Below are 26,630 nucleotides of genomic sequence, written 5' to 3'. Positions count from 1 at the left end.
GTTAACGCTTTGCCTTTGTGGCTGTTAGGGTTCCAGCGCACGTCTTACCGGCGCAAAACTGCGGCGGTGGTGCTGAGTCGCGCCTAATGCTGCCAACCTTTCCAGATGGAACGCAGTAGGGTAGCCCTTATGCTGGGCAAAACCATACTCTGGGAATAAGCGATCCAGCTCGGTCATTTCGCGATCGCGTGTCACTTTCGCCAGGATGGATGCCGCGCTGATTTCCGCTACTCGGCTATCCCCCTTAACCACTGCCTGAGAACGCATCGGTAAGGTAGGGCAGCGATTGCCATCAATCAATACCAGATCGGGAGTAACAGACAACCCAGCCACCGCACGCTGCATCGCCAGCATAGTGGCATGCAGAATATTCAGCCGATCAATCTCTTCCGGTTCTGCCCGCCCCAAACTCCAAGAGAGCGCCTTTGCTACGATTTCTTCGTACAATGCTTCACGGCGCTTCTCGCTGAGTTTTTTGGAGTCCGCCAGGCCAGCAATCGGCCGAGCCGGATCGAGGATCACCGCCGCGGTCACGACCGCGCCGACCAACGGGCCACGGCCTACCTCATCCACACCGGCAATCAGCCGGGCAACAGGGTAAACAAAGGGCTCAATCATGCTTTTGCCAGTTCCAACACAGCCTGAGCGGCCTGCTCATCGGCACCACAGCGAATACTTTGGTGCAACTCAAGGAAAGTCTGTCTCAGTTGCTCGGACTGCGGGCTGTCTTCCAGCAAGGGCAACAATGCCGCCGCCAATTTATCCGGCACACAGTCGTGTTGCAGCAGTTCGGTCACAATTTCGCGCCCTGCCAGCAGGTTTGGCAACGAAACATACGGGGTTTTCACCAAGCGCTCCGCCAGCCAGTAAGTAAAGGGCTTCATACGATAACCCACCACCATCGGGCATTTCGCCAGCATGCATTCCAGCGCTGCGGTACCCGAGGCCAACAGCGCGGCATCGCTGGCGATCATGGCTTCACGCCCTTTACCGTCCAACAGGTGCACACTCAGCTCCGGTGCAACGTCGGCCTTAATCCGCTCGAACTGCTCACGCCGCTTGGCATTAACCAGAGGCACAACCACTTCCAGATCCGGATAACGAACTCGTAGCAACTGCGCAGTCTTGAGGAAATCACCGCTCAGCATTTCAACTTCAGCACCGCGGCTACCGGGCAACAGTGCCAGGCAGTGTGCCTCAGGGGGAATCCCCAGTTCAGCACGGGCCGCCAGTTTATCCGGCTGCAACGGCATCGCATCCGCCATGGTGTGGCCGATAAAACGGCAGGGAACGTTAAAACGATCGTAAAACGCTTTTTCGAAAGGGAGAAACGCCAACACCAAGTCGGTGGCTTTACCAATTTTGAAAACGCGCTTCTGACGCCAGGCCCAGACGGACGGACTGACATAGTGAATAGTACGGATACCGCGCTTTTTCAGGCGGCCTTCCAAGGTGATATTGAAGTCCGGCGCATCGATACCCACAAATACGTCAGGCATCAGTTCACTGAACCGGCGGGTAAGATCCTTGCGGATCTTCAACAGGCGTGGCAAACGCTCAAGCACCTCTACCACTCCCATTACCGCCAGCTCTTCCATTTCATACCAGGCTTCACACCCTTCGGCCTGCATCAGCGGGCCAGCGACGCCGACAAAACGTGCTTCAGGATGCTGCACCTTAAGCGCGCGGATCAACCCTGCGCCAAGAATATCACCAGAAGTTTCCCCGGCGACCAATCCGATAGTCAATGGACGATTTGGCATAAATCAGCGAATAATCCCGCGGGTCGACCGGCTAAAGAAATCCAGGAACTGCTGCACGACTGGCTGTTCTTGCACCAAGGCTTCGATCTCTGCTTTAGCTTCATCGAAGGTCTTTTCGCTACGATAAAGAATTTTGTAGGCATTACGAATTGCCTGCATTTGATCCTTATCGAAACCACGGCGTTTCAGGCCCACGGCGTTAACACCAAACGGCGTTGCATGGTTGCCTTGCGCAATGACAAAAGGAGGTACGTCCTGCGCTACGCCAGAACAGCCCCCCACCATCACATGAGCACCGATAACGCAGAACTGATGAATGGCGGTCATACCGCCAATGATGGCGTAATCGTCAATCTCTACATGGCCCGCCAGCGTTGCGTTGTTGGCAAGCACGCAAGAATTGCCGACCACACAGTCATGAGCAATGTGGACGTTGACCATCAGCAGGTTGTCGTTACCCACTTTAGTCAGCCCCGTACCCTGAGCGGTACCCCGATGGATAGTCACGCTTTCACGAATGCGGTTACGATCGCCAACCTCAACACAGGTTGGTTCACCGGCATATTTCAGATCCTGATTCACTTCACCAATCGAAGCGAACTGATAAATCTGATTATCACGGCCAATCTTAGTGATACCGTTCACCACCACGTGGGATTTCAGTATCGTACCCGCGCCGATTTCCACCTGGGAGCCGACGTAACAGAAGGGGCCAATATGCGCACCAGCACCAATAACGGCACCTTCTTCAACAATTGCGCTAGGGTGGATAACGGCGGTTTTATCAATCACGGATTATGCCTCCCGGCTGCGGGCACACATCATGGTTGCTTCGCAGACAATTTTTCCGTCAACGGTCGCCACGCCTTTAAAGCGAGTCAGGCCACGGCGGGTTTTTTCGAAAGTGACTTCCATGATCATCTGATCGCCTGGCACCACAGGACGCTTGAAGCGAGCCTCGTCAATACCGGCAAAATAATACAGCTCACCCGGTTCCAGTTTACCCACGCTTTTGAATGCCAGAATACCCGTGGCCTGCGCCATCGCTTCCAGAATCAGTACGCCTGGGAAAATCGGTTTACCAGGGAAATGCCCTTGGAAAAACGGCTCATTAACAGAAACGTTTTTCACTGCTCGCAGATATTTGTGCTCTTCAAACTCCAGTACACGGTCAACCAGCAAGAATGGGTAACGGTGAGGAAGCAGTTCCAAAATTTCTGCAATATCCAGAGTATGAGTGTCAGTAGTCAAAATACTCTTCCTGTCTCTAAAAACTGATGGCATCAACAACACGGCCTGCGTTGACCCCAAAAAGGAGATCATCAGGCAGGCCGCAAATTAACAACTCTTTGCGCTTTTGGCCTTCAGGCCAACGCGTTTCGTTTTGTACCCGGTGAGGCAGGCAGTGGTGACTAGTCTTTTCCGACTTTTCGTTCGACAGCTTTTAAGCGCTTGCTGATCTCATCGATATTCATCACCAATGCAGCGGTTTTACGCCAAACTTTATTGGGTTGTAACGGAATACCCGAGGAGTATACCCCAGGTTCGGTGATTGGTCGCATAACCATTCCCATACCGGTGACAACTACCTTGTCGGCGATCTCCATATGGCCATTGATCACGCTGGCCCCACCAATCTGGCAATAGCGGCCGATTTTCAGGCTGCCAGCCATAATCACACCACCAGCAACGGCAGTATTCTCACCAATCACCACGTTGTGCGCAATCTGGCATTGGTTATCAATGATAACACCATTCCCAATCAGAGTGTTATCCAACGCACCGCGATCGATAGTGGTACAAGCGCCAATCTCGACGCGATCACCAATGATCACCGTGCCCAATTGTGGGATCTTAATCCAGTTGCCACCATCAAAGGCATAGCCGAAACCATCAGCACCAATCACCGTTCCAGATTGGATCAGACAGTGCTGACCGATTTCAACTTCATGATAAATCGTAACATTTGCCCACAAACGCGTACCCGCACCAATATGTGCGTGTTTGCCTATAAAACAGCCCGGGCCGATAACCACGTTATCACCCAGCTCTGCTCCGGACTCAATAACCGCATTTGCCCCAATAGCAACATTCTGCCCAAGCCGAGCACCTGGAGAAATCACCGCGCTAGGTGCAATATCTGCTGCCGGCGCCGGTGTGGTATCCATCAATTGCGCCATACGCGCATAAGTCAGATAAGGATTGTTAACCACCAATGCCGCAGAATGGCAGTGTAGTAAATCTGCTGCAGTCAAAACAACGGCGCTCGCCTGGCAAGAAGCCAACTGCTCTTGATAGCGGCTGTTTGACAAAAACGTGATTTGGCCAGCCTGTGCGGAACGCATGGACGCAATGCCGGTGATGACAATATCGCCATCACCGTGCAATTGTGCATCCAACTGCTGTGCTAAATCAGCCAGTCGAATCGAAGGCATGTCGTTATTTAACCTGTTTCAGCACGTCAGCAGTAATATCTTTAGAAGTCCCTACGTAAGCAACCGCATTTGCATCGATCACTACGTCATAACCTTCTTTGCTGGCAACGGCTTTCACTGCATCCTGAATACGGCCCAGGATTTTATTACGCTCTTCCATCTGGCGGCGACGGTTATCCTGCTCAAAAGCCTGAGCTTTCTGAGAGAACTGCTCGCGCTGTGCCATCACGTCTTTTTCCATTTTGGCACGATCGCTCGCTTTCATGGTAGAACCATCACGCTGCAGCTTCTGCATTTTGGTCTGCAGATCGCGTTCCATGTTCTGGAGTTCGCTCGCACGGCCTTTAAACTCACCTTCCAGTTGTTTCGCCACGGCTTCACGTGCTGGCAACTGTTGGAAAATACTGGAAACGTTAACGACAGCGATCTTGTCAGCTGCCTGAACGCCTGCTGAAGCAGCCATTGCTAAACCGAGGCCTGCGGCACACAACCACTTTTTCACTATAAACTCCTTACCATCACCCGTTTGTGTCACACGACACTTTGAAGTACACAATCTGCCAGACCGGCAAACAACACAATGAGAATCCTCTCTCTTTGTCTTGCATCTGCCTGGCATTTGCGATTCGTTATAACTACTTATGCCCAGAAGTAAAACCCGTTACCAGGTTTTACCAATGTTAAACTGGAACTGCTCCGATTTGTCGCCATCGTACTTCTTGATCGGATCGGCATAAGAGAACACCAACGGCCCCAACGGCGACATCCACTGTACTGCCAGCCCTACAGACACGCGAATATTACTCGCTTTGCTGTAATCTGGGATATCGAACATTCGCGTCTGATCGGTATTCTGCCACTTGGTATCCCATACCGTACCCGCGTCCATAAACACGGAAGTACGCACCGAGTTAGCATATTTCTCGCTGATAAACGGCGTTGGTGTAATCAGCTCCAAGCTGGCAACAGCCATGGCGTTACCGCCGACGGCATCGCTGGAATTACAAATAACCTGTGGCACGCTGCTGCCCGGCGCATTATTACAAGTATAAGAATTTGAGTTGTAATAAACCGCTTTCGGACCAATGGTATTGGACTGGAAGCCACGCACGGTGCTTGAACCACCCGCATAGAAGTTCTCATAGAACGGCATCTCTTTGCCACCGAAACCATCGGCATAACCCACACGGCCACGGCCCAACATCACCCAGGTCGCATCGTCGTTGATTGGCAAGTATTGCGTGCTGTCCAACGTGAACTTGTAGTACGAGTTATCGGAACCTGGAGCGACAAACTTACCGTTAAGCGTAGTACGGTTGCCTGAGGTTGGGAAATAACCGCGGTCCAGATTGTTGTAAGTCCAGCCCAGAGTCAGCGGGAAATCGTTCGCCGCATAGCTAGCACGATTCACAAAATCTGGGTTTTCACCAACAGAGTTCAGATAACGCCACATAGCAATCTGCGGTTTCATTTGCGACAGGGAGTTATGGACATAACCCAAGCCAGCGCGCAACGAGTTGTTCTCGTTGATTGGGAAGCCCAGCGTGCCATCTACACCGTAGCTGCTGTTGGTATAATCTGACAGATCGGCATTGTTGGCCTTAAAGTCATTATAGAATACGCGCCCACCCAGGCTGACACCATCCACGGTGAAGTACGGGTTGGTGACCGACAGCTCGGCATAGGTCTGATAATCGTTCTTGGTACCGTTGATACCGACGGAATAGCCGGTACCCAGCCAGTTATCCTGCTGTACGCCGGCCTGGAAGCTGACGCCACTTTCGGTCCCGTAACCGACACCAAAGTTCAGGGTACCGGTGTTACGTTCTTTCACCTTGTAGACCACATCAACCTGATCCGGAGTGCCCGGTACGCGCTGTGTTTCTACATCAACGGTTTCAAAGTAACCCAAGCGATTCAGACGATCTTTACCCTGCTCAACCTGATCGTTACCCAGCCATGCGCCTTCCATCTGGCGCATTTCGCGGCGCAGCACAGAATCTTTACTGGTATCGTTACCTTCGAATTTAATACGGCGCACATAGAAACGGTTGCCCGCATCAATGTTCACGAGCAGCTTCACGGTCTTATCCGTGTCGTTGATTTCAGGCTGAGTTTGCACACGCGGGTAGGCATAACCATAACGGCCCAACATCTTCTTGATGTTGTCTTCCATCTTAGTCACTTTGCTGCCGCTGTACAGTTCACCCGGCTCTATTTTGGTCAACTGGGCAACTTCCGCCGAGTGCCCAGCCAGGTTGCCATTCACCACCACGCCAGAAAGCTTGTACTGATCGCCTTCAGTAATGTTGATGGTGATATAAATACCTTTTTTGTCCGGCGTCAGGCTGACCTGCGTCGAATCAATGTTAAAACGGGCATAACCGCGATCCAGATAGAAGCTGCGCAGGATCTCAAGATCACCGGCCAGTTTTTGTTTCTGGTATTTACGATCGCCCACCACGTTCCACCATGGCACTTCATCACGCAATTGGAAGCGTGAGATCAGTTCATCGTTGGTGAAAGCATGGTTGCCAACAATATTGATTTGCTGGATCGTGGCGGAAACCCCTTCAGCGAATACCAGTTTCAGATCAACACGGTTACGCGGCAGCGGGGTGACGACGGCTTTTACCGACGCGCTGTATTTACCAACGCTGTAGTAGAAGTCTTCCAACCCCTTCTCAATGGTGGATAAGGTGGTGCGGTCGAGTGCTTCACCAACCCGGACGCCAGAAGCTTCCAGATTTTGCTTGAGCATGTCATCTTTCACCGACTTGTTGCCGGAGAAAGTGATGCTGGCAATGGTAGGGCGTTCCTTAACCTGAACAATCAGCGTATCACCATCGCGCAGAACGCGAACATCCTCGAAGTTGCCAGTGGCAAACAAGGCATGGATGGTATTACTGATATCATCATCAGAGACGGTATCACCTACGCGAACCGGCATGTTGAGTAACGCCGCACCGACGGCGACTCGTTGCAGGCCTTCGAAATGAATATCTTTCACTACGAACCCGTCTGCACCGTATACGGTGGCGCTGCCAAACAGCAGCGACGCTATGAGCAACTTTTTCATCGCCATCGTTGTTATGCGTTCTTCCTAACCTGTTCCCGCCCCTAAAGGCGAGAAAAATCATTGAAAAGTGCAAGACCCATTAACAGTATCAACAAGATCGAACCAATGCGATAACTGTAGTCCTGTACTCGCTCAGAAACTGGCCCCCCCTTCAGCTTTTCTATCGCCAGGAAGAGAAGATGCCCACCATCTAATACCGGTAATGGGAATAGGTTGATGATTCCTAGGTTGACACTAATCAACGCCAAAAACATCATATAATACACAAACCCAACCCCTGCTGACGCCCCTGCTCCCTGTGCAATGGAAATCGGGCCACTCAGGTTGTTCAACTTTACATCACCGGTAATTAATTTACCCAGCATGCTGACCGTCAGCCGCATTAGCTGCCAGGTTTTGTCCCCAGCCTGATATAACGCAGAGAACGGCCCATACTGGCGAATCGTCTTATACTCGTCAGGCAACGGTAACACTTTCGGTATAATGCCTGCAAAACCCACTGTTTTATCTTTTCCCACCGGCTTTGTATCCGGTATCAGCGTTAAAGACAAGGGGGCACCGTTTCTTTCGATCCCTAAAACCAACGGTTTGCCTGGGCCATCATGGATCCGTTTCACCAAGGTTGACCAACGCCCAAGCAGCTGACCATCGACTTTAACGATCCTGTCCCCTGTTTGTAAACCTGCCTTTTGCGCTGCGGAACCTTGTTGCACTTCTGCCAACACAGATTCGATCTGCGGGCCACGCGGGATCATGCCGAGAGAACGGACAGGATCTTCTTTGTCCGGCTCAAAGCTCCAGTGGCGCAGATCCAACGTTTTGCTCATCTTCTGGGAAGAACCAAATGGCGCGACTTCCACCTCAGTTTGCGCGTCACCAATTTTGGTAACCAGCGCCAAGCGAACAGATTCCCAATCAGGCGTTTCGATACCGTCAACGGACTTAAGTTCCATGCCAGGGGAAATTTCAGCAACGGCAGCAATGGATTGTGGGGCGATTTCGCCGATGACCGGGCGGAAACTCGGCACCCCGATAATGAAGACGATCCAGTACGCCAGGATGGCAAACAGGAAATTGGCGATAGGACCCGCGCTGACAATCGCCGCGCGCTGCCAGACGGTTTTATTATTAAATGCCTGATGACGCTGTTCCGGTGCAACCGTCTCTACGCGTTCATCAAGCATTTTGACGTAGCCGCCCAGGGGGATCATGGCAATGATATATTCAGTGCCCTGGCGGTCGGTACGGCGCCACAGCGCGCGGCCAAAACCAATGGAGAAACGTTCTACACGAACCCCACAGCGGCGGGCCACCCAAAAGTGCCCAAACTCATGTACGGTGATCAATACACCTAGAGCAATAACAAACGCTACCAAGTTCCAGAGCACACTGATCATATAAACCTTTCACTCCCCGCCGATGGCGGATTAAAACACTAACAGCATCAAGCAGGCAAATACAGGCACTGCTGCGGTCAAACTATCGATACGATCCAGTATCCCGCCGTGCCCCGGTATCAGATGACCACTGTCTTTGATACCTGCTTCACGCTTGAACATACTTTCAGTGAGATCGCCTAATACCGATGCCAGTGCCGCAATCACAGAACAAATCAGCAAAGTGGCAGGAACAATATTCAGCGGCGCATAGCGGCCAAACAACCACGAGATCACGGCTGAAGTCACCAGCCCGCCGATCAGCCCTTCCCAGGTTTTACCCGGAGAAACTTTCGGCGCCAGTTTGTGCTTGCCAAACAGTTTACCGAACATATAGGCACCAGAATCGGCTCCCCATACCAGCAGCATCACATACAGCAACCACCAGGCACCGGTAAAATGATTCTGTTCATATCCAAACTGACGTAACGCCACCATGCCCCAGAAGAACGGAATAATGGTCAACAAACCGAAAAACAGACGTAACGGGCGCGAATTACGCCAGAGAGCAGCAGAGCCCGGATAGAATAACACCAGTAACAGAGCTCCCAGCCACCAGGCCAACGATAACCACAACGGTACATCGACCTGCCATTGGTGGACGGAGTGCTGATAGGCCGGCACGCTGAGCATCATCAGCACCAACAAGAGGCCGCATAATAACGCCAACCAGATACGTTGAGAGCGCGTGGCAAAACCGGCAAGTTGTCCCCATTCCCAGGCAGCCAACATGCATACGGCAAGAGTTACCAAGGCGAAACCGAATGGCGGCAGCAAAAACAGCGCTGCGATAACCAGCGGAATTAAAATCACAGCAGTGATGAGGCGATACTTCAGCAAAAGTTCCCCCTAAGGCGCATTAGTGCCGATAGGTGTTGTTCCCCCGAAGCGACGCTCACGTTGTGCAAATGCATTCAGCGCACCTTCAAAGACAAGTTCATCAAAATCGGGCCAGAGTACATCAGTAAAGTAAAGCTCGGCGTAAGCAATTTGCCACAACAAGAAGTTACTTATGCGATGTTCGCCACCGGTACGGATCACTAAATCCACTGGTGACAGATCGCTCATGCAGACACGCTCACTCAACAGCTCCTCGCTGATCTGCTCCGGGTGCAACACACCTTGTTGCACCTGCTCGGCCAGCTCCCTTACTCCCTGAATGATATCCCAACGGCCACCATAATTGGCGGCAATATTCAGCGCCAGGCCATCGTTATTTTCTGTCAGTTGCTCAGAGCGACGGATACGCTCTTGTAAACGCGTGCTGAAACGGCTGATATCACCGATCACACGCAGCCTGACGTTATGCTTATGCAAACTTTTTACTTCGCTGTCCAGCGCGCGCACAAACAACTCCATCAAAGCAGAAACTTCTTGTACCGGGCGATTCCAGTTCTCACTACTGAAGGCATAAAGCGTGAGTGCATCCAAATGATGACTGGCAGCGAAACTGACCGCACGGCGTACTGACTTCACACCTGCTTTGTGGCCGAAGACACGTAACTTACCCTGACGTTTAGCCCATCGCCCGTTACCATCCATAATAATAGCGACATGACGCGGCCCTTGAGCGGACAGATTAGCTTCTTGTTGGTTTGCGGACGACATAACTCGTACTTATTCCCTCGATAGCAACATAACGGCTTTAGCTGAACACCCAGCCCTAGCGCGCAAAAAAAAGCCGTGTGCCTGACACAGCTTTTCAGTCTGCTCACCTTGCGCCCCAGAAAACGACGGGGAAATATCGGCTCAGGATGCACCAATTCGGCCATTATTCAACGGTATATCCGATGATTGTGGCGCAGACTATACCATCTCCACGAAGCTCGAACAAACGGCCCCACGGCGGCAAACGCAATTCGCAAAGAAATCAGACAATGCGCAACAGATTAAACACGCAATGCTCGGGCTACACTGCGAGCTATTTCACGCGCCTGACGATCAATGTCCAAGACCTCTGCAACACAAGAAGGTTCCTGCAGAGCCAAGCGTTCGACCACTTTCTGATTCACGGAGGCAATGTCAGTAAACCCGATCTCTTCCTGCAGGAATGCCGCCACGGCAACTTCGTTGGCCGCATTAAGCGCCGTCGTTGCAGCCTGCCCGGCATCAAAGGCTTCAATTGCCAGATACAGGCACGGATAGCGCTCACGCTCCGGCTCAGCGAAGGTCAGGGCGCCTATACGGCAAAAATCGAGTGCAGCCACTCCGGAATTAACCCGCTGCGGATAGGCCATGGCATGGGCGATCGGCGTACGCATATCTGGCGTACCCAACTGGGCCAGCACACTCCCATCAGCATAGCGCACCATGGAGTGAATCACCGACTGCGGATGCAGAATGACCTCCATTTGCTCGGCTGACGCATTGAACAGCCAGCGGGCTTCGATGTATTCCAAGCCTTTGTTCATCATGGTGGCAGAATCCACCGAAATCTTACGCCCCATCGACCAGTTAGGGTGCGCGCAGGCCTGATCCGGCGTCATCGCCGCAAACTGCTCCAGTGGCGTAGTGCGGAACGGGCCACCTGAACCGGTGAGAATAATGCGTGAGACACCATACTCCTGCAGAGAAGAGTAACCCAACTGCCGCTGAATGCCCTCGGGCAAGCTCTGAAAAATGGCATTATGCTCGCTGTCCAACGGCAACAATTGCGCCTGACTTTGTTGCACTGCATCCATAAACAGGCGGCCACAGGTTACTAGCGACTCTTTATTCGCCAGCAGTACCTGTTTACCGGCACGGACAGCGGCCAAGGTAGGCAGTAACCCAGCGGCCCCAACAATAGCCGCTGTTACCTGATCGACGTCGCTCAGTGCGGCCAATTCACAGGCTGACTGCTCTCCCGCCAACACCTCGGTTTTCACCGCGTTTTCCGCCAAAATGGCGCGTAACTCGCGCGCGGCGCTTTCATCGGCCATTGACGCATAGGCAGGGCGGAACTCTATACACTGCTGCGCCATCACCGCGACATTGCGGCCGGCGACCAAGGCTTTAATCGCGAAAAGGTCGGGATTCTCCCTGACCACGGCCAGGGTGCTGGCACCCACAGAACCCGTGGAGCCCAGAATAGTCAGTTGCTTCATGAATTTGCTCTGAATCACTGTCTGATGAGATCGGAAGTGCCCCAGTGTGTAACCTGAGCCACTGCTTGTCCATGATCTTTCAGTACGATAAAACGGGATCTGCGCCACAAAAAAGAAAGCGCCGCCCAGGCGACGCTTTCTTTCTGCGCGATGCTGATTAGAAATCCATCAGCTCTTTTTCTTTGTCTGCCAATGCGGCATCAAGCAGCTTGATGTAGGCATCGGTCATTTTCTGAATGTCTTCTTGTGAACGGCGATCTTCATCTTCGCTGATTTCTTTGTCTTTCAGCAGCGCTTTCACTTTATCATTAGCATCACGGCGGATGTTACGCACGGCGACACGCCCCTGCTCGGCTTCACCACGCACGACCTTGATCAGATCCTTACGGCGTTCTTCAGTCAGCGGTGGAAGTGGCACACGAATTACGCTACCGGCCGAGTTTGGATTCAGACCAAGATCGGATGACATAATGGCTTTTTCTACAGCCGACCCCAAAGAACGATCAAATAGGTTGATCGCCAGAGTACGGGAATCTTCTACGGTCACGTTGGCCAACTGACGCAGTGGCGTGGCCGAACCGTAGTATTCCACCATGATACCGTCCAAAATGCTTGGAGAAGCACGGCCGGTGCGGATCTTGCTGATTTGGTTTTTAAATGCTTCGACGCTTTTTTCCATGCGTGAATCAGCATCTTTTCTGATTTCATTAATCACGTTGCAAACCCTTGGAAGCTGGTTACTTGGCAGGCAATACCACAGGTATTGCCCGTGAATGTTACTCAAGGAACGGCCAACGCCCCGCGTTATCCGCCCGCTAAATTTGACCAATCACCCTTTATTTGGTGATCAGCGTGCCTTCGTTCTCACCCATCACCACACGGCGCAGTGCGCCCGGCTTATTCATATTGAATACGCGGATAGGCAAGCCATGGTCGCGCGCCAGCGTAAATGCGGCCAGATCCATCACTTTTAATTCGCGTTCCAGCACGTCTTGATAGGTTAACTGTTCGTACAGCGTTGCATCCGGATTTTTCACCGGATCAGCGGAGTATACACCATCCACTTTAGTCGCTTTCAATACCACATCGGCTTCAATTTCGATCCCACGCAGGCAGGCGGCAGAATCGGTGGTGAAGAACGGGTTGCCGGTACCGGCTGAGAAAATCACTACGCGGTTATTACGCAGCAGGCTGATCGCCTCTGCCCAGCTGTAGCTGTCACACACACCGTTCAGTGGGATTGCGGACATCAGGCGGGCGTTCACATAGGCGCGGTGCAGTGCATCACGCATAGCCAGGCCGTTCATCACGGTCGCCAGCATTCCCATGTGGTCGCCCACTACGCGGTTCATGCCGGCTTGTGCCAGGCCCGCACCGCGGAAAAGGTTACCACCGCCAATAACTACACCGACCTGAATGCCCAGCTCGACCAGCTCTTTTACTTCCTGAGCCATGCGATCCAAAACGCTAGCGTCGATCCCAAAGCCTTCAGCACCTTGCAGGGCTTCGCCGCTCAGTTTGAGCAGGATACGCTGATAAACGGGTTTTGCATTGGTTGCCATGGTGTTCTGTCCTAAGAAGCAGTAATAGTATTGGGGGTTTGGGCCGATACGTTGCACCTGTGCTGAGTATAGCCGCACCAGGCTCGCCATCGGATTATCTCTGGCTGGATAAAATGGAACCGCCTGACGGCGGCTCCATTAACAGGCATTAAGACTGTTTGCTCATTGCTGCAACTTCAGCAGCGAAATCGGTTTCAACTTTCTCAATACCCTCACCCACTTCAAAGCGGATGAAGTTAATCACTTCAGCACCGTGCTCTTTCAACAGTTGAGCAACGGTTTTCGCTGGGTCCATCACGAAAGGTTGACCGGTCAGAGACACTTCGCCGGTGAATTTCTTCATGCGGCCTTCAACCATTTTCTCTGCGATTTCTTTCGGCTTGCCAGACTGCATGGCGATGTCCAACTGAACCTGGTACTCTTTTTCTACCACTTCAGCAGACACATCTTCAGGCTTGACGAACTCAGGCTTGCTCGCCGCAACGTGCATCGCCAGCTGTTTAACCAGCTCTTCGTCCGCGCCTTTAGCCGCCACCAATACACCGATGCGCGCGCCGTGCAGGTAGCTACCCAGCACTTCGCCTTCCAGAGCAGCTACGCGGCGAATATTGATGTTCTCACCAATTTTTGCCACCAGCGCTACGCGCTCTTCTTCGAACTGCGCTTTCAGAACATCAACGTCAGTGATTTTGCCAGCAACAGCGGCATCCAGCACTTTATTGGCAAACGCCTGGAAACCAGCATCTTTAGCGACGAAGTCGGTCTGGCAGTTAACTTCCAGGATCATGCCGTAGTTGCCTTCGATCTTGGTTTTGATCACGCCGTCAGCAGCTACGTTGCCTGCTTTTTTCGCTGCTTTGATCGCACCAGACTTACGCATGTTTTCGATAGCCAGCTCGATGTCGCCGTTAGATTCAACCAGCGCCTTCTTACATTCCATCATACCTGCGGCAGTACGTTCACGCAGTTCTTTTACCAGGGCAGCGGTAATATCAGCCATTTCTTTTTCCTCGGTTATCTCACGTGGAGACAGTTCTCATTCAGATAAGCAAAGGGGGCCTTTAAAGGCCCCCCTAACCAACATATGTCAATACCTGGTTAATAAGGGCTCGACCTTATTATTCAGCTTCTACGAAGCTTTCTTCCGCCTGAACGGCCAGATCTTGAGAACGACCTTCACGGACGGCGGTAGCAACAGCAGTCAGGTACAATTTGATTGCACGGATTGCATCGTCGTTACCAGGGATAATGAAGTCAACGCCGTCTGGATCGGAGTTGGTATCAACGATAGAGAATACCGGGATACCCAGGTTGTTGGCTTCTTTGATCGCGATGTGCTCGTGATCGGCATCGATAACAAACAGAGCGTCTGGCAGACCACCCATGTCCTTGATTCCACCCAGTGAGTTTTCCAGCTTTTCCAATTCACGAGTACGCATCAGCGCTTCTTTCTTGGTCAGCTTGTCAAAGGTGCCGTCTTGGGACTGGATTTCCAGATCTTTCAAACGTTTGATTGACTGACGAACGGTTTTCCAGTTAGTCAGCATGCCACCCAACCAGCGATGGTTCACGAAGAACTGATCGCAGCTGTTGGCATATTCTTTTACCGCTTCGCTTGCTGCGCGCTTGGTACCAACGAACAGGATCTTACCTTTACGGGAAGAGATCTTGGTCAGTTCAGCCAATGCTGCGTTGACCATTGGTACAGTTTTTTCCAGGTTGATGATGTGAACCTTGTTACGAGCGCCGAAGATGAAAGGCTTCATTTTCGGGTTCCAGTAACGGGTCTGGTGACCAAAGTGTACACCAGCCTGGAGCATGTCGCGCATGGAAACAGTTGCCATGATTAAACCTCTATAGATTGATTGGGGTTATGCCTCCACGTATCCCATAACGCCGACCCGGACAATGACCTAAGCCATCTCAAGGCACCCCGGCGGATGTGTCGATACGTGTGTGTTATTTACACAATGTGAGTGCAGTTAAAGTATTTCGGTCATTTCCGCACAACTCGTAAGGATGAAGTACGGATCTGCCGGCGCGCTTTATACCATAAACCGGCCCCCGACACCAACATTTGTTGCATCCGCACCACCGTTTCGAAATCAAATTTGGCAGCCTCTGGCCGGGCTGATACCATAAGTTAATGCCCTTCCTTCTTACATACTGTCGATAATAACGACACCTGCGGACTAACTTGATGGCAATCTCAATTAAAACACCTGATGATATCCAGAAAATGCGCGTTGCTGGCCGCCTGGCCGCTGAAGTGCTGGAGATCATTGAGCCGCACGTCAAACCTGGCGTGACCACTGGCGAACTGGATAGAATCTGTCACGACTACATCACCAATGAACAGCAGGCCATTTCAGCTTGCCTGGGTTATCACGGCTTCCCGAAATCCGTCTGTATCTCGGTGAATGAAGTGGTGTGCCACGGTATCCCGAGTGACGAGAAAGTGTTGAAAGATGGCGATATCGTCAACATCGACGTCACCGTGATCAAAGACGGCTTCCACGGCGATACTTCCAAGATGTTTATCGTCGGCACCCCCACGATTCTGGGTGAGCGCCTGTGCCGCGTTACGCAGGAAAGCCTTTATCTGGCGTTGAAAATGGTCAAACCGGGTATCCGCCTGCGCACCCTGGGTAAAGCCATCCAGCAATATGTCGAGGCCGAGAGATTTTCCGTAGTGCGCGAATATTGCGGCCATGGTATTGGTGAAGTCTTCCATGAAGAACCCCAGGTACTGCATTACGATGCTGACGACGGCGGCGTAGTGCTGCAAGCCGGTATGGCCTTCACCATCGAACCTATGGTGAATGCCGGTGATTTCCGTATCCGCACCATGAAGGACGGTTGGACGGTAAAAACCAAAGATCGCAGCTTGTCGGCACAGTATGAGCATACTATTGTGGTCACTGATAACGGCTGCGAGATAATGACGTTGCGCAAGGATGACACCATCCCCAGCATCATTACGCACGAACAGCAGTAAGCACTGCTGTTTCTGGTCACAAGCCGGCTGATGCCGTAATGCTTGTCAGTTAAGCGCAAAGCAGCATAATCATGCATCAATGGCTCAAGGCATCGCCCCCTCTCCCTGTGGGAGAGGGGCGGGGTGAGGGGCAAGTCGTGCGGTGATCGTCCCCTCCCCCTAACCCTCTCCCCAAGGGAGAGGGAACTGGTTAGCCTTAACTGACAAACATTAGGCTGATGCCGGCTTTTTTTATGGGCTGCACATCATGTCTGAAAACCATCGTGAATTCGACACATCGGTCATTCCGCCACAGGCTATGCCAAAGCAGCCTGAGTCTCCTAACGCCTATGGCGATGAAGAGCTCAACTGCGTGGCACTCAAGCAACGCCTGGAACAGTTCCAGCAGTGGCTGGCCGCGGCCTTCAATGCCGGTTCCAGCGCCGAAAACCTGGTGGCTGCCCGCAGTGAGTTCATCGATCGGCTGCTGCGCCGCTTGTGGGAATTCTACGGTTTTACCGCGATCCCGGAAACCGCGCTGGTTGCCGTCGGCGGTTATGGCCGCGGCGAGCTGCACCCGCTTTCCGATATCGACGTGCTGGTGCTCAGCCAGCAACGCCTGAGCGATGAACAGGCCGCCCGCATCGGCGAGTTCATTACCCTATTGTGGGATCTGAAACTGGAAGTCGGCCACAGCGTGCGTACGCTGGAAGAGTGCCTGCTGGAAGGGCTGGCCGATCTGACCGTCGCTACCAACCTGATCGAATCACGCATGATTTGCGGTGACGTCGCCCTGTTCCTGCAAATGCAGAAACACATTTTCAGCGACGGTTTCTGGCCATCGCCAGAATTTTTCCACGCCAAAGTGCTGGAACAACAGGAGCGCCATCAGCATTATCATGGTACCAGCTACAACCTGGAACCCGATATCAAGAGCAGCCCCGGCGGCCTGCGCGATATTCACACGTTGCTGTGGGTGGCCCGGCGTCACTTCGGTGCCACCTCCTTGGATGAAATGGTCGGTTTCGGCTTCCTGACGCAGGCCGAGCGCAATGAACTGAAAGAGTGCCAGAGCTTTCTGTGGCGCATCCGTTTTGCGCTACACCTGGTACTGCCGCGCTACGACAACCGCCTGCTGTTTGATCGCCAGCTCAACGTCGCCCAATTGCTGCGCTACCAAGGCGAAGGTAATGAGCCGGTTGAGCACATGATGAAAGATTTCTACCGCATGACGCGCCGCGTCAGCGAACTCAACCACATGTTATTGCAGTTGTTTGATGAAGCGATTCTGGCGCTGGATGCCACAGAAAAACCACGCCCGCTGAATGACGATTTCCAACTGCGCGGCGATCTGATCGATCTACGCGATGAAACGCTGTTTATGCGCCAGCCGGAAGCCATCATGCGCATGTTCTACCTGATGGTGCGTAACCGCGAAATCAGGGGCATTTACTCCACCACGGTGCGCCAGTTACGCCACGCACGCCGCCACCTGGAACAGCCGCTGTGCAATATTCCTGAAGCCCGCGATCTGTTCATGGCCATTCTGCGCCATCCTGGCGCAGTTTCGCGCGCTCTGGTGCCAATGCATCGCCACAGCGTGCTCTGGGCTTATATGCCGCAGTGGGGCAACATCGTCGGGCAGATGCAGTTTGACCTGTTCCATGCTTACACCGTTGACGAACACACCGTGCGCGTCCTGCAAAAGCTGGAAAGCTTCGCCGATGAGGAAACGCGCCCGCGCCATCCGCTGTGCGTGGAGTTATATCCACGCTTGCCACACCCTGAGTTGCTGTTGTTGGCAGCGCTCTTTCACGATATCGCCAAAGGGCGTGGGGGCGATCACTCCATTCTTGGTGCGCAGGACGCGCTGGAATTTGCGGAGCTGCACGGCCTGAACTCGCGCGAAACGCAGTTGGTTGCCTGGCTGGTGCGCTGCCACCTGCTGATGTCCGTTACCGCTCAACGGCGCGATATCCAAGATCCTAACGTTATCCAGCAGTTCAGCAGCGAAGTGCAGAGCGAAACTCGTCTGCGTTATCTGGTGTGCCTGACGGTCGCGGATATCTGCGCCACCAACGAAACCCTGTGGAACAGTTGGAAGCAGAGCCTATTGCGCGAACTGTACTTCGCGACTGAAAAACAGTTGCGTCGCGGCATGCAGAACAGCCCGGATCTGCGCGAACGTGTGCGCCATCACCGCCTGCAAGCGCTGGCGTTGCTGCGTATGGACAATATCAATGAAGAGGCACTGCACCATATCTGGAGCCGTTGCCGCGCCGATTACTTCCTGCGTCATTCACCGAATCAGTTGGCGTGGCATGCCCGTCACCTGCTGGTGCATGATTCAACCAAGCCGCTGGTGCTGGTCAGCCGCCAGGCAACGCGTGGCGGTACCGAGATCTTTATCTGGAGCCCGGATCGCCCTTACCTGTTTGCCGCCGTGGTCGGTGAACTGGATCGGCGTAACCTCAGCGTGCACGACGCCCAGATCTTCACCAACCGCGATGGGATCGCCATGGATACCTTTATCGTGCTGGAGCCAGACGGCAGCCCGCTGGCACAGGATCGTCATGCCACGATCCGCCATGCGCTGGAGCAGGCGATCACCCAGCGGGAATATCAGCCACCGCGCGCGCGCCGCCCCTCCTCCAAACTGCGTCATTTCAGCGTACCGACCGAGGTCAATTTCCTACCAACCCACACCGATCGCCGCAGCTATCTGGAATTGATCGCTCTCGATCAGCCCGGCCTGCTGGCGCGGGTCGGTGAAGTGTTTGCCGCGCTTGGGCTTTCGCTGCACGGCGCGCGCATTTCCACCATCGGCGAACGGGTGGAGGACTTGTTTATTTTAGCCGACAGCGATCGGCGTGCTCTGAATCCAGAAACACGCAGAAAGTTGGAACAACGGTTGACAGAGGCACTCAATCCAAACGATAAAATGTGATATACCCGGCATACTTCAAGTTGCAGGTGTGTTGGCTACGCGAGCTCACCCTAGTCACCTACCTAAGTAGGCTCCTAGGGATTCGCTCGCTTGCCGCATTACTCGGCCCAAGTCTGAGCCTCGCCCCTTTGGGGCCAGCACCAGTGCTGTTCAAAAACGCATTGCGTTTTTGTCCTGCAACTCGAATTATTTAGGGTATACAAGTAACCTTCGTAACTAAAACCAGGACAGAGAACAGCATGCAGCAATTACAGAACGTTATTGAAAGCGCCTTCGAACGCCGCGCAGATATCACCCCGGCCAACGTAGACACCGTAACGCGTGAAGCGGTAAACCAAGTGATCGCCTTGCTGGACAGCGGCGCTCTGCGCGTTGCCGAGAAGATCGACGGTCAATGGGTCACCCACCAGTGGCTGAAAAAAGCCGTGCTGCTTTCTTTCCGCATCAACGACAACCAGGTGATGGACGGTGCTGAAACCCGTTACTACGACAAAGTGCCAATGAAATTCGCCAATTACGACGAAGCACGCTTCCAGAAAGAAGGCTTCCGCGTGGTGCCACCGGCCACCGTCCGTCAGGGCGCGTTTATCGCTCGTAATACCGTGCTGATGCCGTCTTACGTCAACATCGGTGCCTACGTAGATGAAGGCACCATGGTTGATACCTGGGCCACCGTGGGGTCTTGCGCGCAGATCGGTAAAAACGTTCACCTGTCTGGCGGCGTCGGCATCGGTGGCGTGCTGGAACCATTGCAGGCTAACCCAACCATCATCGAAGACAACTGCTTCATCGGCGCGCGCTCCGAAGTGGTGGAAGGGGTGATCGTGGAAGAAGGTTCGGTGATCTCCATGGGCGTTTATCTCGGCCAAAGCACCCGCATCTATGACCGTGAAACCGGTGAAGTGCATTATGGCCGCGTCCCGGCGGGTTCAGTGGTGGTTTCCGGCAACTTGCCTTCCAAAGACGGCTCATATAGCCTGTACTGCGCGGTGATTGTGAAAAAAGTCGACGCCAAAACGCGCGGTAAAGTCGGGATTAATGAGTTATTGCGCACCATCGACTAATATTGAATAGCGGGTGTGTCACCCGCTATTTTTTTGCCTTCAATACGCGAACCGTCACAGTCTATGGCGGCGGTTTTCGCCATAATCTCTGACAGTGGAATACCCCTTGCAGTATTGAATTTGCAGCTAACAACGCTGCAGATTGAAATAAAACCGGTGTAAAACCCATTAAAAGGCGGCGCGATTATGTATGACAACCTGAAAAGCTTAGGCATCAATCAACCGGAAGATGTCGATCGTTATAGCCTGCGTCAGGAGGCCAACAACGACATTCTGAAGATCTACTTCCGTAAGGACAAAGGCGAGTTCTTTGCCAAAAGCGTTAAGTTCAAATATCCGCGTCAGCGCAAGACCGTGGTAGCAGACAATGCTGGTCAGGGTTACAAAGAAATTCATGAAATTAACCCGAATCTGCGTTACGTGATCGACGAATTGGATCAGCTATGCCAACGCGATCAGATAGAAGTGGATTTGAAACGTAAAATTCTTGATGACCTGCGCCATCTGGAAAATGTGGTTTCCCACAAGATTGCCGAGATTGAATCCGATCTGGAGAAACTGACGCGCGGTAAATAACCTCGGTGGCAGAACATTGACCCGCCTGTTACTGAGTTCACATTTTGACCGCTCCCGGTGTGGTAGGGTTAAGCTGTCATCACGATAGGATTGTTACTGCTCAGCAGGCAAAACCTAACTCTTTAACGTTTCCCGCGCTTTGGCTTGGGGAGCAGTTAAGGGGTTAGGTTTTTTTTTGCCCGGCAGAGCCAACCAAAATCGCTCGCACAAGGAAAACATGATGAGAATGGCATTATTTCCCAGCCAGGAAGCCCTTACCTCACAGGCAGTCAGTGCTATTTTACTGGCCATGCAAAAGCGCCCACGCTGCAACTTTGCCCCAACCGGCGGCTCAACTCCCTTGGCCTTGTATCAAGCATTAGCGCCACACCTGCGCGATAACCCGCAATACCACCATGTGCATTACTACACGCAGGACGAAGTGCCCTTTCATCCGTTTGAGAACGATAAAGGTGCCATTTATCGCCACTTACAACGCCATCTGTTCGCTCCAGCCGGGGTGCCTGATGAGCGAATCCATGCATTAAACGGCGGTAACTACTCTCAGGCCGATCGGCAGATACATACCGATGGAGGAATTGATTTACTGATTCTGGGGCTGGGCAGCGATGGGCATATCGCCGCCAACCTGCCCGGCACCCCGTTTGACAGCGAAGCACACCGAATCAGCGTTGATCGTAAAAAGCCGGCTTTGATCGCCGCGCTGGCAAACGAAGTTGGTGCCAAAGAATTAGTGCCTGACGCTTATTTCTCTTTCGGGATCAAAACCATCATGCAAGCCAAGAATATCCTGCTGTTGGTCAGTGGAGAGAAAAAAGCGCTAATCCTCAAACAGGCACTGGAAGGCCCTCTGATGGAGGAGCTACCGGCCTCGATACTGCGTTTGCACCCGGCATGCACCCTGTTTGCCGATTTCGATGCAGCCCAGTTACTTAGCGAAAATCACCCGCGCTAATCGGCACAGAGCAACACAGCGGCAAACTGGCCTGGGGTTTACTATTTCAGCAACAAACCCCACTGTTCGACCCAAGGACAAGATGCAACTTCCGGTTCTGGTTGCTCCTGCGCATCGATCTCCAAAACAGCCCCCAACCGCGTTGCCCCCTGCTCCTGCAGCAGTGCATCAAAAGCACGCCCGGCACCGCAGAAATGGTCGTAACTGCTATCACCAAGCGCAATCAATCCATAATGCAGGTCTGGTTGATAACCGACCCGGTCGCGCAAGCCGTGAAACAGCGGCGCAATGCTGTCTGGCAGGTCACCTTGCCCAGTGGTAGAAGTCACCACCAATACGTAATGCTGGCGATAAAGCTGCCAAGATTCCAACGTCCCCTCTTCAAACAGCTTGACCTCATGGCCCTGTTCTTTAAGGATGTTTTCCGCTTCTTCCGCTACCAGCAATGAATTACCGTAGATGGTTCCTACGAAAATACCAACCTGAGCCATGGCTCCTGCTCCTTTGACGATTTCTTTTGAATAGGTTTTAAAAAACGCTCAGTTATCCTGAGGGTTAGCCATAGGAAACTCAACCCCAGCAAGCTCAGGGATAACGCCGAGCCAGCCAAACTGTGACATCAAACCTTGCCAGGTTGCGTCCCAAGGGGCGGAAATATGCAACTGTTCCCCTGTAACAGGATGCTGGAGCTGCAGATGACTGGCGTGGAGCATCAGGCGCGGGCAGGCAAAGTGCTGCGCCATACCGCGGTTCTGGCGCAGATCGCCATGGGCGGTATCCCCAATAATGGGATGGCGGATATGCACCATATGACGACGCAACTGGTGCTTACGGCCGGTTTCCGGCTTCAGCTCAAGCAGACTGTAACGTGAGGTGGCATAACGGCCAATCGCCACCGGCATTTCCACCGTAGCCAAAGGCCGGTAGTGGCTCACCGCCGGTTTTGGGCCTTTATCCGGATCGGCATGCTTATCCGCCAGCTTGTCCAACTCTTCCGCCAACGCATAATCGATCGTCCCCCGCTCCAGCACATAACCCCGCACCACCGCATGGTAGGTTTTCTGTACTTCATGCCGTTCAAACTGTTGTGACAACAGGCGCGCAACGTCGCTCGACAGCGCCATCAGCAATACGCCAGAAGTCGGGCGATCGAGGCGATGTACAGTAAACACATGCTGGCCAATCTGATCGCGCACGGTTTGCATCACAAACTGCGTTTCATGGCGATCCAGCCAACTGCGATGCACCAACCAGCCCGCAGGTTTGTTTACCGCAATCAGATGTTCATCCTGATACAAGACCATCATAAATTAAATATTCCCAACTCAAGGCCGTCCTTCGTAGCCATCCCAATAGGCAGCAATGGCCGCATTCAGCAAAATCTGACGCTGTTTCTGCGGGTTGTCTGCCGAATACAGGTGGTTCATAAATGTACTTTTTTGTTCCGATTCTTGCAGGAATTCAGCGCTACGAAAGTGTGCCTCCTGTTGCTCCGCCTGCTGGCGTGTAAGCCCCTTCGCCCGATCGGTTTTTCCTGCCTGATAGAACTGCTCAAAGAAGGGTATAGCCCGCTTGATCGAGTCTGAAATATGCATGCGGGTATTGGGATCAAAATGTGCCTGGTCCAACTGATAAACAGCGCGCTTGGCGTGGCGCTCAGGGCTACTCTGCGGGCTGGAACATGCGCTCAGAGACAGAGCTGTCAACAAAGCCAGGGTACGAAACACAGTAAAAGCCATAACACCGCCTTGAAATAGTAAATAGTTATTTAACCTATTGAAAAATCGTCATTCACAGTGAATAGTTTATCTTATAAAGAGAGTAACCACGAAGCAACAACGGTGATGGGCAATGGTCGTTTTATGTTAATCCATCACACAGGTTCTATCCTGTTTACCCACGGCCAGTAAAAAGGCTGATAACTATCGGTATTTTCTTAGGCTATTAAACGCGAAAAGGGGGTAAATTCCGCTTTCTGATAGTCTTCAATGTCAGCTAACTGTTCACAATTTAGGGAATGAATGTATGAAAAGTAGCTCTATAGATAAATGGTATGGGTTATTGTTCGTGGCCTTAGCTGCACTGCTGCTATCAGGCTGTATGACTCGTTCCATTTCCAATGCCGGTAATGGGCAAAATCAGTTTTATAACGGTGAGTTAAGGGATCAGGACGTACTAGGCGCAATGCCTGAGCAGGGTATTACTGATAACGATATCAAAACGGCCCTTAACAATGCCCGATCCATTTTCAGATTACCTAAAAACTCGTCTATTCTGCTGATCCAGTCAGGTGCAATGACGCCCGATCCGGCTATGCAGAATGCTCTCAAGCAATTTTATTCCGTAGCGGTGTTTTCTGGTATTCCCCCGAACTCATGTAGCTATGGTGAAAGCCAGACTAAAGGTGCGACCGTTGATTATCCTAAATTACTGCGTCTGACCGCCGCTAACGGTGGTAAAGACAAGATTCTGGTTTACTGGGGACAACTGGAAAGTGGTAGCGAAAATGAGATCACTAAAGTGGTTTCGTGGGTGCCTTTAGTCGGCAGTGTATTGCCTGATGAAACTCAACATATGCGAATCGTGTTACGTGTTGCGCTGATTGACGTTCTGACTGGTCGCTGGACGACCTTTACGCCGCAAACTTTCGAGAACTCCGCCGTCAGTAGCCGCCATACCCGCGATACTAAAGATATGAAGCAAATAATGGAGCTAAAGACGCTAGCGTATGAAGCTGCCGCCAAAGAGATTTTTGAGCGGTTTAGCCTTTGATACATACCCCTCCATCTGGAAATAATAGAAAATGAGCCTGACATGAAACTCATCATGCCATTAGTCAGTTCCCCATAAACCGCAAAGCTTTCACCTTGGGCTCATCGCTAATGTCCATCAGCCTTGATGGACATTAGCACAAAGATAATCAGATAGTTCAATAAGCCCTTACCAACCGACCACGGCGAAATCCAATGCGCCTCATTTAAGGCCACAGTATAGCCAGTACAACAGCACCGATGCCAAACGCCAGATATTTCACACAACAAACCGACATGGCCACTCAGCACAAAGGCGAGTACGAAAAGCTATCATCAATATTGTGATGGCGATCGTTTTACATCGCATTAACCTGCTAGCACAGATCCGTCTTCGCGAGTTATGTTCATACTTTGTGCTTATAACCTGAGCCGTTTGATAAAACCTGTTCCCACCTGTAGGTAAAACAAACATGTTGCAAATCAAGTAAAACTGACTTTTCGGTCAGGTATATCAGTAGAATAAAAAAAGCACCTGCAGTTCTTACCCTAATTTCCACCAGAAAAAGAGCCTTTTTATCCAATAGGATAACGCTAGCCGATATCCTCTTCGTGAAACACCGTTTGCAGTGTATAGCGACAGAAAAGTGAGAAAAGGACAGATATAGGGAAGGAGATAACATGACTGTTGAACGTGAGTATTTGCTACCTGCGATTTGGGTGCGGGAGCATATCATCCAAGTTCCGTTAAAATGGTTCGACAACCAGGATACGCGCACCATTGAGGTTTTTGCTCGCGAATTGGTGGATCCTACACGCCGTGAAGAACAGCTACCCTGCCTGCTGTTTCTCCAAGGGGGCCCAGGAGGGAAAAGCCCGCGCCCCACTGCCCGCAGCAGTTGGATCGCCGAAGCGCTGAAAACCTACCGTGTGATCTTACTCGATCAGCGCGGAACCGGACGCAGCAGCCGGATTGAAGGCAAGAGTATCGCCGGGCTCACTGACGTGCAGGCAGCCGATTATCTCTCCTGCTTCCGGGCAGATTCGATTGTGGCTGATGCAGAGTATCTGCGTAAAAACTGCTTTGGCGATCGCCCCTGGAGCACGCTTGGGCAAAGTTACGGCGGCTTTATTACCTTGACTTACCTTTCCCAGGCACCTGAAGGATTGCACACCTGTTTTATGACCGGTGGCCTTGCCAGCCTGCAGCCGGATGCCGATGAGGTTTATGCGCATACCTATCCGCAGGTGGTGGCGAAAAACCGGATTTTCTATCAGCGCTATCCACACCTTGAAGAACTGATAGGCTACATCGCCGATCGGCTTGAACAACAGGAAATCTTGCTGCCCGATGGCGATCGCCTGACCGTTAAGCGCTTGCAGAGCCTGGGCATCGATCTTGGCATGAGCGAAGGTTATGAGCGGCTGTTGTGGCTGTTCGACGAGGCCTTTAATCCCGACGGGCAGTTCAGCGATACTTTCCTGTCACAGGTCATGACACTCACCAGCTATGCGGAAAATCCGCTGTTTGCCGTGCTGCATGAAAGTATCTACGCACAAGATAAGGCCACCAATTGGGCGGCACAGCGCCTGCGGCATAATTTTGATGCTTTTGCTGAAGACCGCCGGCCTCTCTATCTGACCGGTGAGATGATCTACCCATGGATGTTTACCGACATCGCAGCACTGCGCCCTTTCAACGGTGCCGTCAAGCTATTGGCCGAACGCCGGGTCTGGTCACCGCTGTATAACAGCAAACGCTTGCTCGAAAATCAGGTACCGGTATTCGCCGCCGTGTACTTCAGCGATATGTATGTCGATGTGCGGCTGTCGCTGGAAACCGCGCAGCAAGTAGGCAATCTGACCCCGTGGATCACCAATGAATATGAGCACAACGGTTTGCGCGTCGGCAATGTGTTTGGTCACCTGCAAAGCATGGCGCAGAAAGCTGGCGTGCTCTGCGTGTAGCTGTAGCCAGCGGTAGCGCGCAAGAAGGATGC

At 52.5% G+C, this 26,630-nt stretch carries 25 protein-coding genes; 7 read left to right on the top strand and 18 right to left on the bottom strand.

Annotated features, from left to right (window positions below; all coding sequences use genetic code 11):
* Positions 1-24 precede the first annotated feature (24 nt).
* The 15 genes from rnhB to rpsB form a co-directional block, all read right to left on the bottom strand.
* Positions 25-618 carry a ribonuclease HII gene (gene rnhB / locus BMI79_RS19230; protein WP_076943708.1) on the bottom strand — a complete coding sequence of 198 codons (594 nt, stop codon included), beginning with the start codon at positions 616-618 and terminating at the stop codon, positions 25-27.
* A complete protein-coding gene (gene lpxB / locus BMI79_RS19225; RefSeq protein ID WP_076943707.1) occupies positions 615-1,763 on the bottom strand; it encodes a lipid-A-disaccharide synthase in 1,149 nt (382 codons plus the stop codon). Before lpxB ends, rnhB begins: the two co-directional genes overlap by 4 nt.
* A gap of 3 nt (positions 1,764-1,766) precedes the next feature.
* Positions 1,767-2,555: an acyl-ACP--UDP-N-acetylglucosamine O-acyltransferase gene (lpxA, locus tag BMI79_RS19220; RefSeq protein WP_076943706.1), complete on the bottom strand. Its 789-nt coding sequence runs from the start codon at positions 2,553-2,555 to the stop codon at positions 1,767-1,769.
* A 3-nt stretch (positions 2,556-2,558) separates the two neighbouring features.
* Positions 2,559-3,014: a 3-hydroxyacyl-ACP dehydratase FabZ gene (gene fabZ, locus BMI79_RS19215; RefSeq protein ID WP_015673553.1), complete on the bottom strand. Its 456-nt coding sequence runs from the start codon at positions 3,012-3,014 to the stop codon at positions 2,559-2,561.
* 161 nt (positions 3,015-3,175) lie between these two features.
* Positions 3,176-4,198 carry a UDP-3-O-(3-hydroxymyristoyl)glucosamine N-acyltransferase gene (gene lpxD / locus BMI79_RS19210; RefSeq protein ID WP_076943704.1) on the bottom strand — a complete coding sequence of 341 codons (1,023 nt, stop codon included), beginning with the start codon at positions 4,196-4,198 and terminating at the stop codon, positions 3,176-3,178.
* 4 nt (positions 4,199-4,202) lie between these two features.
* On the bottom strand, positions 4,203-4,700 hold the full coding sequence (gene skp / locus BMI79_RS19205) for a molecular chaperone Skp (RefSeq protein WP_076943703.1): 498 nt from the start codon (positions 4,698-4,700) through the stop codon (positions 4,203-4,205).
* 159 nt (positions 4,701-4,859) lie between these two features.
* Positions 4,860-7,283, bottom strand: a complete 2,424-nt coding sequence (gene bamA, locus BMI79_RS19200; RefSeq protein WP_076943702.1) for an outer membrane protein assembly factor BamA — start codon at positions 7,281-7,283, stop codon at positions 4,860-4,862.
* A gap of 35 nt (positions 7,284-7,318) precedes the next feature.
* Positions 7,319-8,674, bottom strand: coding sequence for a sigma E protease regulator RseP (rseP, locus tag BMI79_RS19195; protein ID WP_076943701.1), 1,356 nt, complete (start codon positions 8,672-8,674; stop codon positions 7,319-7,321).
* Positions 8,675-8,704: 30 nt separating this feature from the next.
* Positions 8,705-9,553, bottom strand: a complete 849-nt coding sequence (cdsA, locus tag BMI79_RS19190; RefSeq protein ID WP_076943700.1) for a phosphatidate cytidylyltransferase — start codon at positions 9,551-9,553, stop codon at positions 8,705-8,707.
* A gap of 9 nt (positions 9,554-9,562) precedes the next feature.
* Positions 9,563-10,321, bottom strand: coding sequence for a (2E,6E)-farnesyl-diphosphate-specific ditrans,polycis-undecaprenyl-diphosphate synthase (ispU, locus tag BMI79_RS19185; protein WP_076943699.1), 759 nt, complete (start codon positions 10,319-10,321; stop codon positions 9,563-9,565).
* A gap of 281 nt (positions 10,322-10,602) precedes the next feature.
* Positions 10,603-11,799: a 1-deoxy-D-xylulose-5-phosphate reductoisomerase gene (ispC, locus tag BMI79_RS19180; protein ID WP_076943698.1), complete on the bottom strand. Its 1,197-nt coding sequence runs from the start codon at positions 11,797-11,799 to the stop codon at positions 10,603-10,605.
* Positions 11,800-11,956: 157 nt separating this feature from the next.
* Entirely contained in the window at positions 11,957-12,514 is a 558-nt protein-coding gene (gene frr, locus BMI79_RS19175) for a ribosome recycling factor (RefSeq protein WP_076943697.1), read from the bottom strand.
* Between the two features lie 121 nt (positions 12,515-12,635).
* Positions 12,636-13,361, bottom strand: coding sequence for a UMP kinase (pyrH, locus tag BMI79_RS19170; protein ID WP_076943734.1), 726 nt, complete (start codon positions 13,359-13,361; stop codon positions 12,636-12,638).
* 148 nt (positions 13,362-13,509) lie between these two features.
* Positions 13,510-14,361 (bottom strand): translation elongation factor Ts, encoded by an 852-nt coding sequence (tsf, locus tag BMI79_RS19165; RefSeq protein ID WP_076943696.1) that lies wholly within the window; start codon positions 14,359-14,361, stop codon positions 13,510-13,512.
* A 118-nt stretch (positions 14,362-14,479) separates the two neighbouring features.
* Positions 14,480-15,205, bottom strand: coding sequence for a 30S ribosomal protein S2 (gene rpsB, locus BMI79_RS19160; RefSeq protein WP_076943695.1), 726 nt, complete (start codon positions 15,203-15,205; stop codon positions 14,480-14,482).
* A gap of 356 nt (positions 15,206-15,561) precedes the next feature.
* On the opposite strand from rpsB, the gene map reads away from it, so the two are divergent.
* From map to BMI79_RS19130, 5 genes are all read left to right on the top strand, one after another.
* Positions 15,562-16,359 (top strand): type I methionyl aminopeptidase, encoded by a 798-nt coding sequence (gene map / locus BMI79_RS19155; RefSeq protein ID WP_076943694.1) that lies wholly within the window; start codon positions 15,562-15,564, stop codon positions 16,357-16,359.
* Positions 16,360-16,657: 298 nt separating this feature from the next.
* A complete protein-coding gene (gene glnD / locus BMI79_RS19150) occupies positions 16,658-19,285 on the top strand; it encodes a bifunctional uridylyltransferase/uridylyl-removing protein GlnD (protein WP_425272362.1) in 2,628 nt (875 codons plus the stop codon).
* A 239-nt stretch (positions 19,286-19,524) separates the two neighbouring features.
* Positions 19,525-20,349: a 2,3,4,5-tetrahydropyridine-2,6-dicarboxylate N-succinyltransferase gene (gene dapD, locus BMI79_RS19140; protein WP_076943691.1), complete on the top strand. Its 825-nt coding sequence runs from the start codon at positions 19,525-19,527 to the stop codon at positions 20,347-20,349.
* Between the two features lie 186 nt (positions 20,350-20,535).
* Complete coding sequence (locus tag BMI79_RS19135; RefSeq protein WP_037403741.1) at positions 20,536-20,925, top strand: DUF3461 family protein; 390 nt, start codon at positions 20,536-20,538, stop codon at positions 20,923-20,925.
* A gap of 226 nt (positions 20,926-21,151) precedes the next feature.
* On the top strand, positions 21,152-21,880 hold the full coding sequence (locus tag BMI79_RS19130) for a 6-phosphogluconolactonase (protein ID WP_076943690.1): 729 nt from the start codon (positions 21,152-21,154) through the stop codon (positions 21,878-21,880).
* Between the two features lie 41 nt (positions 21,881-21,921).
* Here the strand turns inward: BMI79_RS19130 and BMI79_RS19125 are convergent, their stop codons facing one another.
* The 3 genes from BMI79_RS19125 to BMI79_RS19115 are packed head-to-tail and all read right to left on the bottom strand — an operon-like array spanning position 21,922 to position 23,619.
* Positions 21,922-22,371, bottom strand: coding sequence for a flavodoxin (locus BMI79_RS19125; RefSeq protein WP_076943689.1), 450 nt, complete (start codon positions 22,369-22,371; stop codon positions 21,922-21,924).
* 48 nt (positions 22,372-22,419) lie between these two features.
* Positions 22,420-23,187: a tRNA pseudouridine(65) synthase TruC gene (gene truC / locus BMI79_RS19120; protein ID WP_076943688.1), complete on the bottom strand. Its 768-nt coding sequence runs from the start codon at positions 23,185-23,187 to the stop codon at positions 22,420-22,422.
* An 18-nt stretch (positions 23,188-23,205) separates the two neighbouring features.
* Positions 23,206-23,619 (bottom strand): Exc2 family lipoprotein, encoded by a 414-nt coding sequence (locus BMI79_RS19115; RefSeq protein WP_076943687.1) that lies wholly within the window; start codon positions 23,617-23,619, stop codon positions 23,206-23,208.
* A gap of 286 nt (positions 23,620-23,905) precedes the next feature.
* Here BMI79_RS19115 and BMI79_RS19110 point away from each other — a divergent pair, with 286 nt between their 5' ends.
* Together BMI79_RS19110 and BMI79_RS19105 are read left to right on the top strand one after the other, a co-directional pair.
* Positions 23,906-24,652, top strand: a complete 747-nt coding sequence (locus BMI79_RS19110) for a lipoprotein YafT (RefSeq protein ID WP_076943686.1) — start codon at positions 23,906-23,908, stop codon at positions 24,650-24,652.
* Between the two features lie 659 nt (positions 24,653-25,311).
* Complete coding sequence (locus tag BMI79_RS19105) at positions 25,312-26,598, top strand: alpha/beta fold hydrolase (protein ID WP_076943685.1); 1,287 nt, start codon at positions 25,312-25,314, stop codon at positions 26,596-26,598.
* Positions 26,599-26,630: the final 32 nt, after the last annotated feature.

Origin of the sequence: Serratia oryzae, from assembly GCF_001976145.1 — a bacterium.
Classification (GTDB): Bacteria; Pseudomonadota; Gammaproteobacteria; order Enterobacterales; family Enterobacteriaceae; genus Chania; species Chania oryzae.
This window is presented reverse-complemented; position numbering and strand designations above follow the sequence as displayed.

Excerpts from the sequence above, each read along its gene's own strand:
- truC (WP_076943688.1), bottom strand. The coding sequence starts at position 23,187 with ATGATGGTCTTGTATCAGGATGAACATCTGATTGCGGTAAACAAACCT.
- dapD (WP_076943691.1), top strand. The coding sequence starts at position 19,525 with ATGCAGCAATTACAGAACGTTATTGAAAGCGCCTTCGAACGCCGCGCA.
- rnhB (WP_076943708.1), bottom strand. The coding sequence starts at position 618 with ATGATTGAGCCCTTTGTTTACCCTGTTGCCCGGCTGATTGCCGGTGTG.
- BMI79_RS19135 (WP_037403741.1), top strand. The coding sequence starts at position 20,536 with ATGTATGACAACCTGAAAAGCTTAGGCATCAATCAACCGGAAGATGTC.
- BMI79_RS19105 (WP_076943685.1), top strand. The coding sequence starts at position 25,312 with ATGACTGTTGAACGTGAGTATTTGCTACCTGCGATTTGGGTGCGGGAG.
- tsf (WP_076943696.1), bottom strand. The coding sequence starts at position 14,361 with ATGGCTGATATTACCGCTGCCCTGGTAAAAGAACTGCGTGAACGTACT.
- BMI79_RS19115 (WP_076943687.1), bottom strand. The coding sequence starts at position 23,619 with ATGGCTTTTACTGTGTTTCGTACCCTGGCTTTGTTGACAGCTCTGTCT.
- ispU (WP_076943699.1), bottom strand. The coding sequence starts at position 10,321 with ATGTCGTCCGCAAACCAACAAGAAGCTAATCTGTCCGCTCAAGGGCCG.
- glnD (WP_425272362.1), top strand. The coding sequence starts at position 16,658 with ATGCCAAAGCAGCCTGAGTCTCCTAACGCCTATGGCGATGAAGAGCTC.
- lpxB (WP_076943707.1), bottom strand. The coding sequence starts at position 1,763 with ATGCCAAATCGTCCATTGACTATCGGATTGGTCGCCGGGGAAACTTCT.
- lpxD (WP_076943704.1), bottom strand. The coding sequence starts at position 4,198 with ATGCCTTCGATTCGACTGGCTGATTTAGCACAGCAGTTGGATGCACAA.
- BMI79_RS19130 (WP_076943690.1), top strand. The coding sequence starts at position 21,152 with ATGGCATTATTTCCCAGCCAGGAAGCCCTTACCTCACAGGCAGTCAGT.
- ispC (WP_076943698.1), bottom strand. The coding sequence starts at position 11,799 with ATGAAGCAACTGACTATTCTGGGCTCCACGGGTTCTGTGGGTGCCAGC.
- rpsB (WP_076943695.1), bottom strand. The coding sequence starts at position 15,205 with ATGGCAACTGTTTCCATGCGCGACATGCTCCAGGCTGGTGTACACTTT.
- BMI79_RS19110 (WP_076943686.1), top strand. The coding sequence starts at position 23,906 with ATGAAAAGTAGCTCTATAGATAAATGGTATGGGTTATTGTTCGTGGCC.
- BMI79_RS19125 (WP_076943689.1), bottom strand. The coding sequence starts at position 22,371 with ATGGCTCAGGTTGGTATTTTCGTAGGAACCATCTACGGTAATTCATTG.
- bamA (WP_076943702.1), bottom strand. The coding sequence starts at position 7,283 with ATGGCGATGAAAAAGTTGCTCATAGCGTCGCTGCTGTTTGGCAGCGCC.
- rseP (WP_076943701.1), bottom strand. The coding sequence starts at position 8,674 with ATGATCAGTGTGCTCTGGAACTTGGTAGCGTTTGTTATTGCTCTAGGT.
- map (WP_076943694.1), top strand. The coding sequence starts at position 15,562 with ATGGCAATCTCAATTAAAACACCTGATGATATCCAGAAAATGCGCGTT.
- pyrH (WP_076943734.1), bottom strand. The coding sequence starts at position 13,361 with ATGGCAACCAATGCAAAACCCGTTTATCAGCGTATCCTGCTCAAACTG.